Source organism: Paenibacillus sp. V4I3 (assembly GCF_030817215.1).
GTDB lineage: Bacteria > Bacillota > Bacilli > Paenibacillales > NBRC-103111 > Paenibacillus_E.
On sequence record NZ_JAUSZA010000001.1, the window covers coordinates 5,853,954 to 5,872,757 of the forward strand.

The 18,804-nt window shown below is 44.1% G+C and carries 20 protein-coding genes; 4 read left to right on the plus strand and 16 right to left on the minus strand.

Going from position 1 to position 18,804, the window contains the following annotated elements:
- Positions 1-3 precede the first annotated feature (3 nt).
- Positions 4-492: a hypothetical protein gene (locus QFZ77_RS27315; protein ID WP_307444276.1), complete on the plus strand. Its 489-nt coding sequence runs from the start codon at positions 4-6 to the stop codon at positions 490-492.
- A 54-nt stretch (positions 493-546) separates the two neighbouring features.
- On the opposite strand, the gene QFZ77_RS27320 is transcribed toward QFZ77_RS27315, so the two are convergent.
- Positions 547-1,878 carry a PhoH family protein gene (locus QFZ77_RS27320; RefSeq protein WP_307444278.1) on the minus strand — a complete coding sequence of 444 codons (1,332 nt, stop codon included), beginning with the start codon at positions 1,876-1,878 and terminating at the stop codon, positions 547-549.
- A 113-nt stretch (positions 1,879-1,991) separates the two neighbouring features.
- Here QFZ77_RS27320 and QFZ77_RS27325 point away from each other — a divergent pair, with 113 nt between their 5' ends.
- A complete protein-coding gene (locus tag QFZ77_RS27325) occupies positions 1,992-2,537 on the plus strand; it encodes a YhcN/YlaJ family sporulation lipoprotein (protein WP_307444280.1) in 546 nt (181 codons plus the stop codon).
- A gap of 40 nt (positions 2,538-2,577) precedes the next feature.
- On the opposite strand, the gene QFZ77_RS27330 is transcribed toward QFZ77_RS27325, so the two are convergent.
- The 6 genes from QFZ77_RS27330 to QFZ77_RS27355 all read right to left on the minus strand — a co-directional run bounded on the left by QFZ77_RS27330 (position 2,578) and on the right by QFZ77_RS27355 (position 6,568).
- On the minus strand, positions 2,578-2,721 hold the full coding sequence (locus tag QFZ77_RS27330; protein ID WP_157036514.1) for a hypothetical protein: 144 nt from the start codon (positions 2,719-2,721) through the stop codon (positions 2,578-2,580).
- Positions 2,722-2,901: 180 nt separating this feature from the next.
- On the minus strand, positions 2,902-3,183 hold the full coding sequence (locus QFZ77_RS27335; protein ID WP_307444283.1) for a hypothetical protein: 282 nt from the start codon (positions 3,181-3,183) through the stop codon (positions 2,902-2,904).
- A 1-nt stretch (position 3,184) separates the two neighbouring features.
- Positions 3,185-3,616, minus strand: a complete 432-nt coding sequence (locus QFZ77_RS27340) for a hypothetical protein (protein WP_307444285.1) — start codon at positions 3,614-3,616, stop codon at positions 3,185-3,187.
- Between the two features lie 56 nt (positions 3,617-3,672).
- Positions 3,673-3,948: a YlaH-like family protein gene (locus QFZ77_RS27345; RefSeq protein WP_307449885.1), complete on the minus strand. Its 276-nt coding sequence runs from the start codon at positions 3,946-3,948 to the stop codon at positions 3,673-3,675.
- A gap of 131 nt (positions 3,949-4,079) precedes the next feature.
- Positions 4,080-5,921: a translational GTPase TypA gene (gene typA, locus QFZ77_RS27350; protein WP_307444286.1), complete on the minus strand. Its 1,842-nt coding sequence runs from the start codon at positions 5,919-5,921 to the stop codon at positions 4,080-4,082.
- A gap of 164 nt (positions 5,922-6,085) precedes the next feature.
- Positions 6,086-6,568, minus strand: coding sequence for a hypothetical protein (locus tag QFZ77_RS27355; RefSeq protein ID WP_307444288.1), 483 nt, complete (start codon positions 6,566-6,568; stop codon positions 6,086-6,088).
- Positions 6,569-6,880: 312 nt separating this feature from the next.
- Here QFZ77_RS27355 and QFZ77_RS27360 point away from each other — a divergent pair, with 312 nt between their 5' ends.
- Complete coding sequence (locus QFZ77_RS27360) at positions 6,881-8,086, plus strand: MFS transporter (protein WP_307444289.1); 1,206 nt, start codon at positions 6,881-6,883, stop codon at positions 8,084-8,086.
- 103 nt (positions 8,087-8,189) lie between these two features.
- Here QFZ77_RS27360 and QFZ77_RS27365 read toward each other — a convergent pair whose 3' ends face one another.
- The 9 genes from QFZ77_RS27365 to QFZ77_RS27405 all read right to left on the minus strand — a co-directional run bounded on the left by QFZ77_RS27365 (position 8,190) and on the right by QFZ77_RS27405 (position 16,338).
- Complete coding sequence (locus QFZ77_RS27365) at positions 8,190-8,870, minus strand: TerC family protein (RefSeq protein WP_307444290.1); 681 nt, start codon at positions 8,868-8,870, stop codon at positions 8,190-8,192.
- A 68-nt stretch (positions 8,871-8,938) separates the two neighbouring features.
- Positions 8,939-10,147, minus strand: coding sequence for a tRNA uracil 4-sulfurtransferase ThiI (thiI, locus tag QFZ77_RS27370; protein ID WP_307444292.1), 1,209 nt, complete (start codon positions 10,145-10,147; stop codon positions 8,939-8,941).
- Positions 10,144-11,322: a cysteine desulfurase family protein gene (locus QFZ77_RS27375; protein WP_307444294.1), complete on the minus strand. Its 1,179-nt coding sequence runs from the start codon at positions 11,320-11,322 to the stop codon at positions 10,144-10,146. The genes thiI and QFZ77_RS27375 overlap by 4 nt, the downstream gene beginning before the upstream one ends.
- A gap of 163 nt (positions 11,323-11,485) precedes the next feature.
- Positions 11,486-12,193 (minus strand): lytic transglycosylase domain-containing protein, encoded by a 708-nt coding sequence (locus tag QFZ77_RS27380; RefSeq protein WP_307444295.1) that lies wholly within the window; start codon positions 12,191-12,193, stop codon positions 11,486-11,488.
- Positions 12,194-12,320: 127 nt separating this feature from the next.
- Positions 12,321-13,613, minus strand: coding sequence for a hemolysin family protein (locus tag QFZ77_RS27385; protein WP_307449888.1), 1,293 nt, complete (start codon positions 13,611-13,613; stop codon positions 12,321-12,323).
- 336 nt (positions 13,614-13,949) lie between these two features.
- Complete coding sequence (locus QFZ77_RS27390) at positions 13,950-14,381, minus strand: hypothetical protein (RefSeq protein ID WP_307444296.1); 432 nt, start codon at positions 14,379-14,381, stop codon at positions 13,950-13,952.
- 21 nt (positions 14,382-14,402) lie between these two features.
- A complete protein-coding gene (locus QFZ77_RS27395) occupies positions 14,403-14,618 on the minus strand; it encodes a DUF1540 domain-containing protein (RefSeq protein WP_029195901.1) in 216 nt (71 codons plus the stop codon).
- Positions 14,619-14,665: 47 nt separating this feature from the next.
- Positions 14,666-15,760: a glycoside hydrolase family 15 protein gene (locus tag QFZ77_RS27400; protein WP_307444298.1), complete on the minus strand. Its 1,095-nt coding sequence runs from the start codon at positions 15,758-15,760 to the stop codon at positions 14,666-14,668.
- A gap of 77 nt (positions 15,761-15,837) precedes the next feature.
- The gene (locus tag QFZ77_RS27405) at positions 15,838-16,338 is read right to left on the minus strand and encodes a YpuI family protein (protein ID WP_029195899.1); all 501 of its coding nucleotides are present in this window, start codon (positions 16,336-16,338) and stop codon (positions 15,838-15,840) included.
- Between the two features lie 172 nt (positions 16,339-16,510).
- Here QFZ77_RS27405 and QFZ77_RS27410 point away from each other — a divergent pair, with 172 nt between their 5' ends.
- The gene (locus QFZ77_RS27410; protein ID WP_307444300.1) at positions 16,511-18,421 is read left to right on the plus strand and encodes a S8 family peptidase; all 1,911 of its coding nucleotides are present in this window, start codon (positions 16,511-16,513) and stop codon (positions 18,419-18,421) included.
- The last annotated feature ends 383 nt before the right edge of the window (positions 18,422-18,804 follow it).

Here is an 18,804-nt window from a genome sequence, read left to right on the forward strand (position 1 = left end):
CGAATGGAACCGAAAATTGGTCTGATGATGGATTTGCCCGAAGGAAAAATACCTGGATTTTACGCACAAATTGTTAAAGCTCTTGCAGGCAAGGTTGATTTATTTGATCGCGATAAAGAAATGCTTATTGTCAGCAATGAAGAACAACAGCTTGCCGCGCTCGGTGTTATGGCTCATTTCAATATTGAGACGAACCTGATGCAGCTTCGGCTGCTGCCGGATGACGCTGAACTGACTGATCTATTCAGCGATTATGGCTTTACAAGCCGTGCAGAACACAATTATTTATACGATAAGCTTGTCGTACAATTCCGATTTACCGCAGATAGCCCACAAGCTGAAATCGACCAAGCTGCCCTTCAGATCGAAGAGCACCTCCTTGCTCAGTACCAGGTTCAGGATCACACTGTGTACGTCGTAGATCGGCAGCTCGAAGAGCTCATGCAGGGTATTGCCAAAGCTTATCGATGCCGCATCGAGATGCTGCCTTAGAACAGGCAAAGAAGCCCACATCCCCATAATCAGGGGTGTGGGCTTTTTGAATTTTCAGAGCAGATCGGCTGCTAATTGCGCTAGATGCGAGCGTTCACCACGCTCAAGAGTGATATGCCCACTAATACCTTCCTGCTTGAATCGTTCAACCACATAAGTTAATCCATTACTCGAGGCATCGAGATATGGATGGTCGATTTGGTCTGGATCACCTAGAAGAACTATTTTACTGCCCTCCCCCACGCGGGAAACAATCGTTTTCACTTCGTGCTTGGATAAGTTCTGCGCCTCATCAATAATGATGAATTGGCCAGGAATCGAGCGTCCTCGAATGTACGTCAGAGCTTCCACTTGAATACTACCGAGACCCGCTAGTATTTTTTCAATGTCGCCCGGTTTTTTGGTATCGAATAAATATTCCAAATTATCATAGATCGGCTGCATCCAGGGACGCAGCTTTTCATCTTTTTCACCAGGCAGATAACCAATATCCTTGCCCATTGGAACAACAGGTCGAGCAATTAGCAATTTTTTATATTTACGATCATCCTCAATCTTCATTAGGCCCGCAGCTAACGTAAGCAGCGTTTTACCTGTACCCGCTTTCCCAGTCAGGGTGACGAGCGGGATGTCGTCATTGAGCAGGAGCTCAAGAGCCATTCGTTGCTGCGCGTTACGCGCGGCAATCCCCCAAATGGGATCGTTACTCATGTAGAGCGGCTCCAGCTTTTTGGCATCGGGCGTCACTTTCAATAAAGCTGATTTGGAAGAACCCAGCTCATCCCGCAAAATGACAAATTCGTGAGGATGCAGCATATAGCCCAAATTAAGCGATGTCACAGTCAAGAAACGATATGAATAAAACTCATCAATGATAGAAGGATGTACGTACAACGTTATATATCCCGTGTACATATCCGTTTGTGCAACTATGCGATCTGTTAAATAATCCTGTGCAGGTATACCGAGGACATCCGCTTTAATACGAACTAATGTATCTTTACTCACGATAACGACAGGTCTCGGAAATTCATTATCCTGCTCTTCTAGATGATAGTTGAGCGCGACAGCGAGAATTCGGTTATCATTCGTTAATTCCGCAAATGTATCCTGCAGCTTCGCGAAGCTGCGGTGGTTGAGTTCCACTTTAATGCTGCCGCCACGTTCGAGTGTGATGCCATCGGACAAATTTCCTTTGGTTCTTAGTCCATCCAGCAATCTCGATACATGTCTCGCATTACGGCCTATTTCGTCCGCATTTCGTTTCTTAGAATCGATTTCCTCCAACACCACGGCGGGTATGACTACTTCATTATCTTCGAACGCGAATAAAGCATTAGGGTCCTGAAGCAGAACATTGGTATCCAACACGTAAATTTTTTTCATTGGTGTGTCCCCTCCCAGATTTGGCGTTAGATCATTGGTTATATGAAATACATACAACCTAGCTGTGCCGGACAAACTAAACGCGAGATTCAGGAAAGAAAGGAACGATTCAAGTGAGACTATTGTGCGTAGTTATAGTTATACTGACCCTCGCGGTTGGCTGTAGTCAAGCGCCGAAAAGTGGTGCCCCCTCTCAAAATCCGAATCAAAATCAAGTAAAAGTTCAACAAATCGCCCCACAAAAGCTCGAGATAAAAGATTCTAAAGCAGTTGTAGAACGTTTGGAAAACTTAGCCACCAGTATCCCTCAGGTTGAAAGCGCGCACTGCGTCGTCTTCGGTGATACCGCCGTTGTCGGCATCAACATTAAGAAAGATTTGGATCGAGCCAAAGTCGGCACCGTCAAGTACTCGGTAGCTGAAGCGCTCAAGAAAGATCCATACGGAGTTAATGCCATTGTTACCGCAGATTTGGACTTAGACCAACGCTTGCGCAACATTCGGGATAACATTCGAGCAGGAAGACCCATTACTGGTTTCGCAGAACAAATGGCAGACATCATGGGCCGTGTAATGCCTCAGCTGCCGCGCGATATTCGCAATATGCCAAACAATGCAGGACCTAACGGTACGAATCAGTCGGAAATTCCGAACCCTTAATCCACCGAAGATAACAAAAAGCCTGACTGCATACGCAGATCTAGGCTTTTTTTATCACATCAAAAACTCGGCCGGCTGGATTCACAGTTACTCGGCTTACACAAGTTTTCTCATATTCAGGCTCGGTCATCATTTGGGCGCGATCAATCCATTGCTTCGGTAAAGCTGTATTGTGTTCAGCCATATCGTTTGCGCCTCCTACTAGATGGTTGAAAACGCTCCTTACACTTACAGTATAGCATAGCCGGTGGCAAGCGTTCCACCTTTATGTATCTATTTTCAGATCATGCGAACACTCCTTTTTCAGCCAGATATACCTTAGTGTACGTCGGTTTAAAAAAGTTATGTCGTCAACCATGAACGTCTATTGATTATTGTAAATTGGATTCGAATTAATATCATCAAGCAGCTTTTCCGCCGATTCACGATCAAAACTTTGTTTACTCTTGATACTTTCTTGTTCATAGGCGATGTGAATTTTCATCGGATCCGATTCGTCCACAATTTCCATATGAGTGACCCCATGATCTTCACGCAATATAAGAGCAAAAAAATCAAGCGTTTCTTTCGCCGCTTCGTCATCCGGTCTTGCTTGACTTACTATATGCATTTGCAGCCAATTAAAAAAGGCGTCTTGCAGTTTCATTTTAACGCCCGTCCTCTCTAAGTAAAATAACATCGCAGCCTAATTCCAGCCAACGAAGCCATTGATTTTTCCAAATGATTTGCTGGACATCTAAAGCGCTGTCATCCAACGATGAGACGAAGTCCCAAGCTTCCTCTCGCTTCAGGAGACGATCTAGGAAGGCTTCTGCACAATGCGATAAATGATAAGGGTCACCATCAAACACAATGGTCTCAGAATGCGATAAATCAAGTTCTACGAGCTCTGAACCACATATCTCTTCATCGTCACTTAACAGCAGACTAGCCTTAAACATAGATAGCAATCTGGGGTGTCTCCCATTCGCCAATTCACGGAAAGCTTCCAGCTTTGTGAGCGGAGAGCAGTCCAAGCGATCAGCCCCCAACACCAAAGGAGAATAGCCCACAATCGGAGTTAACCAGTATCGAGTCATTCGCTCCTCCTTAGAGTTTTGCTTTAGCAAAACTAACATCGTAAGCATAATCCTTATTAAGTTGGTTTATTGCCGCTTCTTTTCTCGATGAAATAACGAATACGAACCAGAAACATTAACGATATGGCAACAGCCAGGCAGAGTACGATAGGTAGTCCTACAATTTGAAAAACAAGCAGCATAACCGATCCAATGGCCAGCAGCACATAGATGATAGCTGTCTTGAGAACCGGCAATTTACGCGTTTTGAAAACTTTGTTATACACATAAGACATAAATATAAATATTAACAGATAAGTGATGTACAGGTGATTTCCAAACCACTCGTTCAAGGCAGTCAAAACATACACTCCATTTCATTCAAAAAGTAAAGTCAATTATCATTATCCCTCAAAATTACAAATAAATAAAGGGAAATGCGGCATTGCAGCCCACATTTCCCATATTTAGAACACTTTGTGAATTACACGTTAGCTTCAGCTGTTTTGCGGTGTTTCTCAGCACGCTCGCGCTCGCTTTTGTTCAAAATCTTTTTGCGAATACGAACGGATTTCGGTGTGATTTCACAATATTCATCATCGTTCAAATACTCAAGCGCTTGCTCCAAAGAGTACATACGAGGAGTTTTCATTTTTACAGTTTCTTCTTTGTTTGCGGAACGGATGTTGTTTACCGCTTTTTCCTTACAAATGTTAACGATGATATCATTGTCGCGCGTATGCTCACCAACGACCATGCCTTCGTAAACTTCCGTTTGTGGATGAACGAACAAGATACCGCGATCTTCAACGGAAAGGATTCCGTATAAGGTAGATACGCCAGATTCGCTGGAAACAAGTACGCCTTCATGACGTCCGCCAACACCAGCTCCTTGGTATGGACCATAGCTGTCAAAAGCATGGTTCATAATACCGTAACCGCGAGTTAACGTTAAGAAGTTCGTTCTGTAACCGATCAAACCACGTGCAGGGATTAAGAACTCAAGACGAACGTTGCCGCTGCCGTTGTTGATCATGTTGACCATCTCGGCTTTACGGGAACCTAAGCTCTCCATAACGGAACCCATGCTATCTTCTGGAACGTCGATGATTAAACGCTCAATCGGCTCCATTTTTTGACCGTCGATTTGACGAATGATAACCTCTGGTTTGGAAACTTGCAATTCAAAGCCTTCACGGCGCATGTTTTCAATCAAAATACCTAAGTGAAGCTCACCGCGGCCAGATACAACGAAAGCATCCGGGCTATCCGTATCTTCAACGCGCAAGCTTACGTCTGTTTCAAGTTCTTTGTAAAGACGCTCGCGAATTTTACGGGAAGTTACCCATTTCCCTTCGCGCCCTGCGAATGGTGAGTTATTTACGATAAAAGTCATTTGCAGCGTTGGCTCATCAATTTTCAAGACTGGCAATGCTTCCGGATTCGCAGGATCTGCTACCGTTTCACCAATATTGATATCTTTGATCCCTGCAATGGCAATAATGTCCCCTGCAGCCGCTTCTTCGATCTCAATACGCTTCAAGCCTGTGAAACCAAAAAGTTTCTCGATTCTAGCTTGCTTCTGACCGCCTTCACGCGTCATAACAGCAACGGTCTGGCCTTGACGAATTTTACCACGGTTCACACGGCCTACGCCGATACGACCCAGGTACTCATTGTAATCCATCAATGTAACAAGGAACTGAAGCGGTTGATCAACATCTTCTGTTGGAGCTGGAATGTGACTAACAATCGTCTCATAAATAGCTTCCATGTTGTCATCTTGTTTCTCAGGATCAAGACTTGATGTACCTTGTAATGCAGAAGCATATACAACGTGGAAATCAAGCTGCTCATCTGTAGCACCTAGTTCAATGAAAAGATCAAGAACTTCGTCCACAACTTCTTGAGGACGCGCGTTCGGACGGTCAATTTTGTTAACAACAACAACCGGAGAAAGGTTGCTTTCTAATGCTTTACGCAGAACGAATTTCGTTTGCGGCATGGTGCCTTCAAAAGCATCAACAACCAGCAAAACGCCGTCTACCATTTTCATGATACGCTCTACTTCACCACCGAAATCGGCATGTCCAGGTGTATCCACAATGTTAATCAGGTAGTCTTTATAATTAATTGCTGTATTTTTTGCAAGAATGGTAATACCACGTTCTCTCTCGAGATCGTTGGAGTCCATCGCTCTCTCTTGAATAGCCTCGTTCTCTCGGAATGTTCCGGATTGTTGAAGTAATTTATCTACGAGTGTCGTTTTACCGTGGTCAACGTGTGCGATAATTGCAATATTGCGAATTTTGTCTCTTGCGTGCATGAATGTCAAACCCTCTCTACCCTATAATTTTCGTCTCTGTTCATAAAACAAGCGTCGGACGAAAGCGCCGACGCTTGACATTTACACTTATTATACGCAGTTTCTCGACATTATGCAAGGTAAATGCGGCTCTACATAAAACTTTTACAAGTAAATGCCTGAAATTACCACACATTTCGCTTACGGAAAATCATGACAAGTCCAGCTACCACAAGGATCAAAGCGATTACATAGATCCCTAAATGAATAAGTAGAGTTAACCCGAAAAATACAGCTGAAATAATTCCCAGCACCATAGCACCAATCAAAACACCGCGATCACTTCCACGATCGAACAAGTGCATCTCATACAATCCAATAGCTACACCAAGAATGAATCCCGGCCACAAATAGCTCATTGACCCCCAACCAAATATATTGCAGTAAAAGAACATTAATGCATAAGTCGATAAAATGCCTCCAGGTACAAGAACGCCTGCGGGCAGTGATCGATTAAAAAAGAATACGTGGAACAGCAGCCCAGGAATGAGTAGAACTAGCGGCCAGAAGAACGAAAGAAGAACATGGAAAAAACCTAATTTTCCAAGAAGCAATAGGGCGGCCAGGCCGATTAACAGGATACCAATGGAGTAGCTATTTCTAGCCATTCAAATCCCCTCCTAATTCACTTGTCACTAAGGGATCGACTTCGACACCCTTCAACAAATAGTTTATCGTACCTGGCGAGAAATTGCTAGGTGTTTGGCGCTATTCGCGGCCTCGCCGTTTGGCTTCGAGCAAACGGCTCATGCTGTCCGGAGGCGCACTATAAAACGATGCGAATTGCTTAAACGCTCACCTTTCCAAGAACGAAGGAGCTAGCTTTATCTTGCGTTCAAATTCCTTAGCATGGGCATACTACTATGCGTACAATTTTCCCCTGTCAAACAGGTTTGCGTATGGACAACATGGGAGGTAAAATGGAAACGTTATTTGTAGATAAAAAGAAGAGAAAACCGCTTTGGACCAAAGCTTTTCTGATTACATCACTATCCAACTTATTGCTTTTCTTTAGTTTTCAAATGCTCATACCAACGATACCTACACATGTGTCGCAATTAGGCGGAAATGATGTTCAAGTCGGTCTCGTCATTGGCATTTTCACTATTTCTTCCCTGCTTACCCGCCCTTTTGCTGGGCGAGCGCTTGATTTGTTTGGAAGAAAACATGTGCTTCTGGTTGGACTCGCACTCTGTGCGCTAACCATTGCTGGCTACTCCTATATGGCTGCAGTCACGCTAATTCTTGCTGCGCGCTTTGTTCATGGGATCGGTTGGGGGATGTCCACAACTTCCTTAGGCACTGTTATAGCCGATATCATTCCATCTGAGCGGCGTGGAGAAGGTATGGGTTATTACGGGTTGTCCAACACGTTCGCTATGGCACTTGCACCACTTACAGGCCTGTGGTTGATGCAAACCTATGGCTTCCCCCGCGTACTTTTAATATCAACATTATTAGCATTACTTTCCTTATTTAGTTCTCTTTTTATCACCTATTCCAAACCGATGCCTATAGAAAAGTCGGCTCAAAGGCCGAAGCTTATGGATCGTTTATGGGAACGGACCGCGATGCTTCCCTCCGGTTTATTGCTATGCACAGCAATTTGTTATGGCGGAATTGTGACCTTTATTACGCTGTTCGGCCACGAAGCCGGCATTTCGAATGTCGGTTGGTTCTTCCTATGCAATGCCTCCATGGTGCTAATTGTTAGACCTATAACGGGTATGCTGTTTGATCGAAAAGGACCCGAATGGGTGCTCCTGCCCGGCGCTCTCTTTACCCTAGCAGGACTCCTGCTGCTTTCTTATGCTCACTCAGAAGCTAGCTTGGCCGGAGCAGCGATATGCTATGGCATAGGTTTCGGATCCTTGCAGCCGGCACTGCAGGCTTGGACCATTGCACGCGCTGCTCCGAATCGCCGCGGTGCAGCCAACGGAACCTTCTTCTCGGCCAATGATCTCGGCATTGGGTTAGGCGCGATGGTTTTGGGAGCTCTCGCTAACATAAGCGGGAGTTATGCGTTGATGTACCGTTACTCGACCTTGCTTATTCTGGTTTTCATCCTTATTTATGGATGGTGCTTTTGGCAAGCTCGGCGAGGCATTCAGATGGCACAGCACTAACTTGCATACCTTACTTAATCGAACAATTGGTGAAAAGTTTCAATTCTTAATAAAAAAACAAACCGCTAGCTGATTGCTTCAGCTTGGCGGTTTTCCAAATCATCTATTCATTTTTTGCTTTGAATTGCAGCAATCGCACCCATTTGACGGTTAAGCCGATCGTAATAACAAGAGAAGCCGCTACAATAGGGATCCATACATGCAGCATTTCATAATCATGCAGCAGCCAATCAATCATTTTCTCATCTTTAACAAACATTTCCCCTGCTGTATATCCGAGAATGCCTGCACCCATAAATACGAGAATTGGAAATTTCTGTAGCAGATCCATCACTAGCGAACTCCCCCAAATAATGATGGGAATACTGAGCCCTATCCCTAGTATGATTACGGTATTGTTCCCATTCCCTTTAGCTGCAATCGCAAGCACATTATCCAAACTCATAACAAAATCCGCTACTACAATCGTCCATATCGCTTTACCAAGCGTAGAGGCTTCTTTCACATTTGCATGACTGTCATCATCTGTAAGCAGCTTTATTGCAATCCAGAACAGCAGAAGGGATCCCCCAGCTTGAATATAGGGGATATCGAGCAGACTTACAGCAACTAAAGTCAGGATCAACCGCAAGGCAATAGCCCCGAAAGCTCCCCACCATATGGCAAGCTTACGCTGTTCAAGCGGCAAATTTTTGCTCGCCAATGCAATGACAACGGCATTATCACCGCTAAGCACAATATTGATCAACATAATTTGTAAAAACAAAATGAGCGCATCAATCATGCTTTATAACCTCCCAAGATGCATGGCAAGCAGGTGACGATGTCTGCGATCTTAGCGGCGAATAGTAGTTAGAATAAGTGGGAGTCCGACACCTTCTTCATTTGTCCATGAACAATTTCAATGGTTTCTGTTTGTAAGACAGCTTTCTCAATTAATTCGGGTAAGAAGTCCATACTGTTCTCGATTTTCTCAACCATACGCAGGTTAGGATTGGTACTTGGGGATGGAGGAAGAAATAAGGAACAGCAATCCTCATAAGGCAAAATCGAGATAGGGAAAGTACCAATAGATTCGGCTATTCGAATAATCTCTTGCTTGTCCATCATCATGAGCGGCTGTAAAAGCGGCAGTGTTACAACGCGCCCTATGACGTTTAGGCTTGGCAGCGTTTGACTAGCCACCTGACCTAAACTTTCACCGGTCACTAACGCACTTAGACCTTCTCGATCTGCCATTTGTTCGGCAATGCGATACATCGCTCTTCGTATAAGCGTTACTAATAAATTATCTTGATACTCACGGTGGATAGATGTCTGTACATCCGTGAATGGAACCAAATGAAGCTTCAAGGAATCCGTATAAGCAGACAGCTGGTGTGCCAGTTCAATTACTTTATCCTTCGCACGCTCGCTGGTGTAAGGATAACTATGAAAGTGAATGGCCTCGATGGAAAGTCCCTTTCGCATCGCTAACCAACCGGCAACCGGACTATCAATTCCCCCAGATAGCATCAACAGCGCTTTTCCACTCGTTCCTGACGGGAATCCTCCTGCCCCCTCAATAACCTCTACATACATGAGTACTTGCTCTTCGCGTATCTCCACCCGCAGCTCAACCTCAGGATTATGAACATCCACCTGAAGACCCGGTGATGCTTGGAGCACATAGCCTCCAACCAAATAATTCATTCGCTGTGAATCAAGTGGAAATGATTTGTTCACTCTGCGAACGGTCACTTTAAAGGTTGCTGGTTGTTTAGGCAATGCCTGCATCATACGCAGCGCCATCTCTTGAATGGCTTCAACCTCCATAGGAGCATGATAGGCAGGACTAAACGACGCAAGTCCAAAAACGCGCTGCAAAGCTGCTGAAGCTTCTTCATAAGCTGCTCCCCCTAGCTCCACATATACGCGTCCAAACTCGGGAATATACCTTAAATCAGGAAATGAGCCTAAAACTTTACGAATTTGAGTCATGACGCTTCTCTCAAAACGCTTACGATTTTTTCCTTTGAGCATCATCTCGCCAAAACGCAAAATTAAACAATCCGGTTTCATCTTCGCTTCTCCCTTCTGACTGATGGTTTGCCGAGCATGGGTGCAAGTTCCTTCACGACCTCCCGCAATGCGGCAATGAATAACGCTATCTCTTTATCTTGATGTTCGTCAGAGAAGCTAACTCTTAATCCGCTAACTGCTCGCTCTCGACTACAGCCTAATGCAAGCATCACCGTGCTTGGATCTGATTCCTCTGAAGCACAGGCTGATTTCGTAGAAATGTATATTTGCCGCTGCTCGAGTGCATGAACGACAACCTCAGCCTTCATTCCCACGAAGGCAAAATGAACAATATGGGGTGCCATTTCCTCTTCCTGCTCGGATCCTGTAAGGGTAAGCTCAGGGATCGATGAGATACCCTCTACAATCATGCGTCTTAAACGATACTTATGCTCTGTTTTGACTGTAAGGTTGTCTACGGAAAGTCGAAGCGCTTTGGCCATTCCTACTATGAGCGGCACATTCTCCGTACCGGAGCGAATGCCATATTCTTGACCGCCCCCTACAAGCAGCGGCTTGAGCTGCACACCCTCTCTGCGGTACAGAAACCCAACTCCCTTAGGACCTCTGAATTTATGGGCAGATGCACTGCATAAGTCAACGCCCCACTCTTTAGGGTGAAAGGGAAGCTTTGCAATGCCTTGAACGGCATCAACATGAAATAACACCTTTGGATATTGAGCTAACCATCTGGCGATTTCTTGGATAGGCTGAATCGTACCTACTTCATTATTAACATACATCACACTAACAAGGATGGTATCTTCTGCTATCGCTGCTTGAAGAGTCTCTAGCTCAACACACCCCTTGCTATTCACAGGTAAATAAGTAACTCGAAAACCCTCACGCTCCAGTTCGAGAAAAACTTCCTTCACCGAGGAGTGTTCGATTTGCGTAGTAATGAGATGCTTTCCGCGGTTTTGATAGCTGTAAACGGCACCTTTAATTGCCAAATTATTACTTTCCGTCCCGCCGGACGTGCATATAATTTCAGCAGGCAGCACACCTAATGCTCCTGCAATCACCTCTTTGGAGCTGTATAGAAGCTTCTCCGCTTGTATACCTAATCGATGAATCGAAGATGGATTTCCATAATGTTCCTTCATTACTTCGGCTATCGTATCAATGACTTCTTCATAAATTGGCGTTGTCGCCGCGTAGTCCAAATAAAGCATTTATTGCTGATTCCCCTTTTTCACGCTCTTCCTGCCGCGCACAATCAATTTAAATTCCTTTCATCATTAAAGCCTAAAACAGGGCATAACTCAAGCATTCCCTTGGTAACACAAAAAGCCGACCTCCGCATAAACATGCGAAAATCAGCTAGTTAGCTAATGATTATAACGAAAAATTCTGCCTGTGACCCATCACTTTAGATATGTAGCCTTGCGTTTCCCTTGGCAGTAAATGGAGTTTGTTAGCCAGATCCTGATCGGTCTTAATGCCTAATCGGTCAACACGTCCAGGCCCGGCGTTGTAAGCTGCAAGAGCAACCCCTTCATTTCCGTTGTACTTCTTAATTAAGTTGCTAAGGAAATGAGTACCCGCATCCACATTTTGCTTAGGATCAAATGGGTTCGTTACACCGAAGCCGCTGCCTGTCCCATCCATAAGCTGCATTAAACCTTTGGCACCTGCCGGTGATACAGCCTGGTGATTGAATTCTGATTCTTGCTGAATAACCGCCTTGACTAGCGAGGTATCCACACCGTATTTATGACTTGCCTCTTGGATTAAACCGTCAAACTGTGAGACTGAGGATGCTTTACTCACCGATTGTAGCGGTGTATACGCTCTATTTAAAGCCCCCAAAGAACTTGGCATACTGTTTGTCGTGTTATCTAGCATGGAAGATACAGTATCTTGGCTTGTAACGCCAGTTCCACCAGATTGTCCCATAAGCGTGTCAAGCAGCGCACTAAAATCGCTTGAATCATCCGTACTTGATGCCGCGGTTTCACCGGATAGCAAACTCATTTTACCCATCAACTGAAGCTGGAGCAATTCTTTCATTACTCTAGGATCAATGCTGTTCGTGCTGTTCATCCGTCAGACCTCGTTTCTATCCATTCATCGTTGTCTTTATTGTACACGTTTTGTGCCCTGACGACCATCCCCAATTTATATAGAGTCACAAAAAAAGAGGCCGTCAATTGACAGTCTCTCTTCCATCTTAAGAAATGTTTTGCTGCAGTAGCTCATTCTCATCCGACAATTTTCGTACCATGACACGAGAAATTCGTAGATGATCGGTCTCTTCAACAATAAATAAAAACTCATCGTTGTAACTTACTTGCTGGTTCTTGCTTGGCGGTATCTCAGTTTTCGAGTAAATCCATCCTCCGATTGTATCATAATCATCCGACTCAATTTCAAGTCCGAAATACTCATTCACTTCATCAATTAGCAGCAATCCATCAATAGAAAAGGTGTTTTCATCCTTGATTTCGATCGTAGGACGTTCTTCATCGAATTCATCTTGAATTTCTCCAACAATTTCTTCCATAATGTCTTCCAGTGTCACAAGACCTGATGTTCCACCGTACTCATCAATGAGCAGTGCCATCTGGCTTTTTCTTTTCTGCATCATTTTCAACAAATCACTGATAAGAATCGAATCCGGAACCGTCGTTATCGGTCGGATAATTTTCTTGATCCCTTTCAGGTTCGCATCCGGTTTGAGTAAATCCTTAATGTGGACGAAGCCAATAATATTGTCTTTGTCCGGATCACATACCGGGTAGCGCGTGCGCATTTCTTTAATGGCACTCGCAAGATTCTCAGAATAGGAAAGTCCGGCATACAAACATTCCATTTCTGTTCTTGGGATCATAATTTCCCTGGCAGTCGTCTCTGCAAATCCAAATATATTATCAACAAGCGTGAGCTCTGTATTATCTATTAGTCCGTTTTTGTGACTTTCTTTCATAAGGACACGAATTTCATCCTCCGTATGCGCCGATTCATGTTCAGTCGCAGGCTCGATTCCTGCACGTCGTAACATCCAGTTCGAAATACCGTTCAACAACCATATAAACGGATACATCACTTTATAGAAAAAAACCATAGGCCCTGCAGATAGCAGAGTTATTTGCTCAGCTTTACGAATCGCATACGTCTTAGGGAACTGTTCGCCTAATGTAATATGCAATGTGGTCATTAAGGAAAAAGCAATAATGAAGGTAATCGTGTGGAACACCGAATCTGGCAAATTCAGAGGAGCGAATAACGGTTCCAGAATTTTGGCGAACGTCGGTTCCCCGACATAACCAAGTCCCAACGAAGTAAGTGTAATCCCAAGCTGACAAGCACCTAAGTAGGCGTCGAGATTATTCATGATTCCTTGTGCAAATTTCGCATTGCGGCGGCCTTCTCCAACAAGCGAATCAATGCGACTACCTCTTACCTTGACCATCGCGAATTCAGCTGCGACAAAAAAACCATTTAATATGACCAGTCCAAACATTAACAGAAAACTGATTAACGTTCCGGGCAAAGGATCTTCCAATACCTTACCTATCCCCTATCAAGCACGATTACCGCACCAAGGAGAATAGGTACACCTCCCTTAATTTCGATTTGAATTTGAATTATCACTTTTCATTATATAATAATACTGTAATCATTCAAAGGTGCGAATATGACTCTTGTAGCCAAATAGTACGAGCAAATGGGAGTATACGCATTAAAACGATGCCTTAATGAGTCTCTACCCGCTATTTATCCCTTTGAAACGCGAATTTACGCGATTTTTTATTGAAAAAACAAAAACAAGCCGATCGCTCGGCTTGCTTCTAATCGGTCATGCATAATAGGGTACTAACAAAAAATAGGCGGCGACGGCAATAAAACCTAGCGCGATTGACCAAGACCCCAGTCTTTTATTCCCCATAAGAAACGCAATAACACCAAGCACAATACCCGAAATACCTAACAACACAGGCCATACAAAAAGAGAAGCCAAGGCAACGAACAGAGCGACATAGCCTACTGCTTTGTTACGCGTGACAGCCTCTACCAATTCCGCAACTTCTTCATCTGACACATCGGAGTCAGTTTCAAGCCTCTCTGGCTTATTGGCTTTATACTGTTCGGCATAGTTGATTCTTCGGGTAGGTGCTATAATTTCGGCTGCGTATTCTTCCTTATGGTTCAATCCGCTTTCAACGCGGAGCTGATCCTTTTGGAACCGCTCCTTGGTGGCATGATCCAGAGGGACATCGTCTTTATTCATGCTGCCTCCATGTTACGCACCTTAATGTTTATTCTTAGCTTTGAAAGTGTGACAGCAAGTATTAGCTACTTTGTTTGCTGCATCTTGATGATCCGTATCAAATGATTCCCCTGCAAACTCTTCATTATAATTGGCGGCAGCATGCTGATCGACTTCAATCATAATCGTTCCTGCACTACAGTTGTTGCCTTGCGCCCAGTATTCGCAATTGGCAACTGCACATTTTACATCCGGCATAATCATCACCCCTTTAACAATTTGCCCGCTGTCAGGGTGAACTATGCTTATTTTAAGCTGTCAGATAGCACCAAGAACATCGCTTGAGACCAAAGCAATGGTAGCGCTGGCTCTCCCCATTTGGCAATCCATTCCGGGTGAGATGAGGGGTCTCTAAGACTTTCAGCCACTTGTTCCGGCAATCGCCCCAGCTTATCTGCTTTACTCATTATCCAATCTAAGCATCGCTGAGCCTCTTCACGATTACCAAGCTCCGCTTGGTACCATCCATACCATGCGGTTAGCAGAAGCCATTCTCCGCCCCCATAGTAGCGATCATCGACATATCTTTGGATGCCTCCATGCTTTAGGTCAGCTTCAATCGCTTGTACCGTCTTCAACATAATAGGATCTTTAACCTCACAGGTGCCGAACGGGACAGCAAGCCACAACAGACTTGCATCCACACCATTTAAAGCCGGCTGCCAGACTTCTCCCAAGCAATGGATGGATTTAACAAAACGCCCTTCATAAACTGCGTGATCCATTATAAACTTTTTAATCAACGCCGCTTTCTCAAGTAATGGAGCACGATTCTCAAGTTCACCAAGTGCCTTTAAACCGCCATATACGCAAGCTAATGTTGCCGGATGAACATAATCAGGAAACTCTTCCCAGCAATCAAAATTCGGAAAATGCCAGAACGTCATCAAATAATCAACTGTTATCTCGATACTCTCCCGCAATTCATTCAAGAGCCCGGAATGACCTGTGATACGAATATGTTCCGTAAGGCCCCAAAGCCACGCTCCATAACCATCCAGTTGAAAATGTCCCCACTCTGATAAATCATCACGACCATCTAAATGATAACGTGTCCCAAAAAATTCGGAGCGGTCTATCCATTCTTTGGCTTCCTGTTTACGAATTAACGCATCCACACGCGGACGCTTGTCCTTCAAAACACGATGTACCCAGCGATAGAAAAGCTCAGCACTTTCGGTTTCCATAGAGCGATCCATCGCGTTCGCGATAAAAGTCCCATCTCTGAGCCAACTGTAAGAGTAAGGCGGGAATAATGGTGAAGCTACATAACCCCCGCTAGGGTGCTGATTCAGCTTAATAATCGAGATACTGCTGTTGATTAATTGTTTACGCTCCATGCACCAAGTCTCCTTTTAAAAGAAAAAGGATGCGCTTTTAGTCGCATCCCTTCTTGTATTTGCCAATTCGATTAAAATTATACTTTTTCGCCTTGCATACGACGTTGAGTGATGTAGTCTGTTTCATAGTAAGACAGATCTTCACGAAGTTCCTCGAATACTTTGGACAACTCAATCGTCAAATCACGCACTTCACGTGAAGGCTTTTTGCGGAAACGAATAGCATCTTGTCCTGTATAAGCGTAGCGACCATCCTCGGAATAGCATTCATTTTTAGGGTAGAAAAATGTATTGACGCATGTATGATAAACCTCATACAGTACTTTTTCCGAAAAATCCACATTAAAAGTAGGACGTCTCAAGCTAACGCCCAATTTCTCATAGGCCACTTCACAAAATACTAATAGATGGCGAGTATCCTGCAAATAACCGCGGTAAAACTCATCCATAGCAGGATCATTCTCCACATTTAACTGTGCGAGCGAATTTTGATTCAGAAACAGTTCCATTTTGGCAGTTGTTTCTTTTAACTTCGTACGCGTTGAATCACAAATATTTTTCACATTAAAAACAGCCATTTATGAAGACCTCCTATAATTGCGCTATTCCTATCCTACCATAAATTAACCCGAAGTGGTATATGCAAAACTCCAGTTTCCATGTATAAAACAATCCTCCGCGCCTCACCCTAGTCAAAGGTAAATCGTTTCGTCACTTGAAAACAAGTTAGTTAAAAAGGAGGGCCTGAGCATGTGGCGTTATCTATCTTCTATTACTCTTATTCTTGGTTTAGGTGTCATCCTATTTCCTGAGCAACCGAACCCCCAGACGAAACCAGGACCGGAAGTGTACAGTACAAAATATGAAACAACATCCAAGCTCGCGCTGTTGGAGCAGGACGTGAAATTGACCGATGATCTATGTAGAAGCCAATGTTCCATTGATTATTCGCGAATGCTTAGCAAGATTGAAAGTGGAGAGCCTGTGTTAAAAGTGCTTGGCGAAATGAAAACTGAGCATGAAAAAATGGATGTGCTTATTTGGTCGAAGCAAAGTCAACCGTTGGAAAAAGGGATTACAGTAGGTGAAATGCCAAGTTCTTATAAAGAACAAGCCACCTCCTATTTGAAAGAAGCTAAAACAGCCGTCGATGAAGGAAAACATTATCAATCACCTAAATTTGGCGCGGCGCAGCAAACTTATTTCGTTCAGGGCACTCCTTCAACCAATAGGGACAGCTCGGTAGTAGGTGTTATTCATCAGGATGTTCTTCATCAAGTAACAGATCACCAGATGAAAAACTTACGCCTGGAACCTTACCCTAATGAAAATCGTTGGAAAGTTGAGTCAGTGGATACGGACACTTTACAAGATAAAGTCGTTGATCATCCTGAGGATAACCAAGGAACAAGCCACTATCATCAAAATGAAGTCGTCGTCCGCTTCAAGCAGGATCCCACGGAGGCTCAGCTTACACAAATCAAAAACGAAATAAAAGCCATTTCCGCTCAAAAGCTTGGATATACGTATGTATTTCGCACGCAGGGCATGGAAGCCAAAGCATTAATGGCTTATTTCAAAAAATGGGATGTAGCCTATGTGGAGCCTCATTTCCTCTACTTAACAAATGATTATTATGACGATCAAGAAGAAGATGAAAATAAAGATGATTCCAGTCAAACAGATACGGGAGCCTCGACCCCGTCAGATATATCGGCTAATTTTATGCCGAATGATAATTTATTCAGTAAATATCAATGGAACTTGCCCCTTATCGAGACTGTTCAGGGTTGGCAATTAACACGTGGTACGAAAGATGTAATTGTCGCAGTTGTGGACACAGGTGTTGACTTGAAGCACCCTGATCTGCGCAATCAACTTTTACCTGGCTATAATGTCATTAGTGATAATGACAACCCGCAAGATGATGTTGGACATGGTACACATGTCACTGGTGTTATTTCTGCATTAGTTAACAACAATCTGGGTGTTGCAGGTATGACATGGTATAATAAAGTATTACCAGTCAAAGTTTTGGACCAAACAGGAGCAGGCAGTACCTATTCTGTCGCTCAAGGTATCATTTGGGCTGCCGACCATGGCGCTAAAGTCATGAATCTCAGCCTTGGCAATTATGCGGATTCAAGCTTTCTCCACGACGCCATCCGATATGCCTACAATAAAGATGTGGCACTCATCGCGGCGAGCGGCAACGACAATACAGAAAGACCTGGCTATCCAGCCGCTTATCCGGAAGTGTTAGCTGTAGCCGCGAGTGATTCCCAAAATAACAAGGCACCCTTTTCGAATTATGGCGACTATATTGCCGTGACGGCCCCTGGTGTCAGTATCGCAAGTACGTATCCTAATAATCAATATGCGGCGTTATCGGGTACATCAATGGCTAGCCCTCATGTCACTGCTTTGGCAGCCTTGGTTCGTTCTACGAATCCTAGTTTGAAAAACACGGAGGTTTACGAAATCATTAGACAAACCGCTCAAGACCTTGGTACAAAAGGTAGAGACAAATATTTCGGCTTCGGATTAATAGATGTCGTGAAAGCTGTAAAAATGGCCGAACAAAGCTCGAATCAGGTTTCTTACTTTTCGCAAAGTTTATCTCGTCAAATACATCTCATTACGAAAAAGTATGCCTACTAAAGTAAAAGGTTGGTCAGCCTCTGTGCTGATCAACCTTTTTTTGGTATCATGCTCACCTAATGTTCCGCAAGCCCTTTGAATATATCAAAGCTTCCGTTTCTTTGATCTGCTCCTCACCTTTTGGAGTGGAACGTACAAGAACAATTCTACGATCTGCGGAGATCAGATAGCCTCTCCAGATAACCGGCTTGTTCAAGAGCACCCACGAGATGGGTCGCTCCGGCCCGGAGTCATTTCGAGGGCACGGCTGAGCCCTGAAATCTTGATGCCAGAAGTATAAGCGCTCGTGTAGTAAGAGACGGTAGTAAGCAGGGTAAATTCACTTTGACGCAGCCCTTTGAACGATTTACTTTTACTGCTTGATCTTGCTAATTGACCAAATG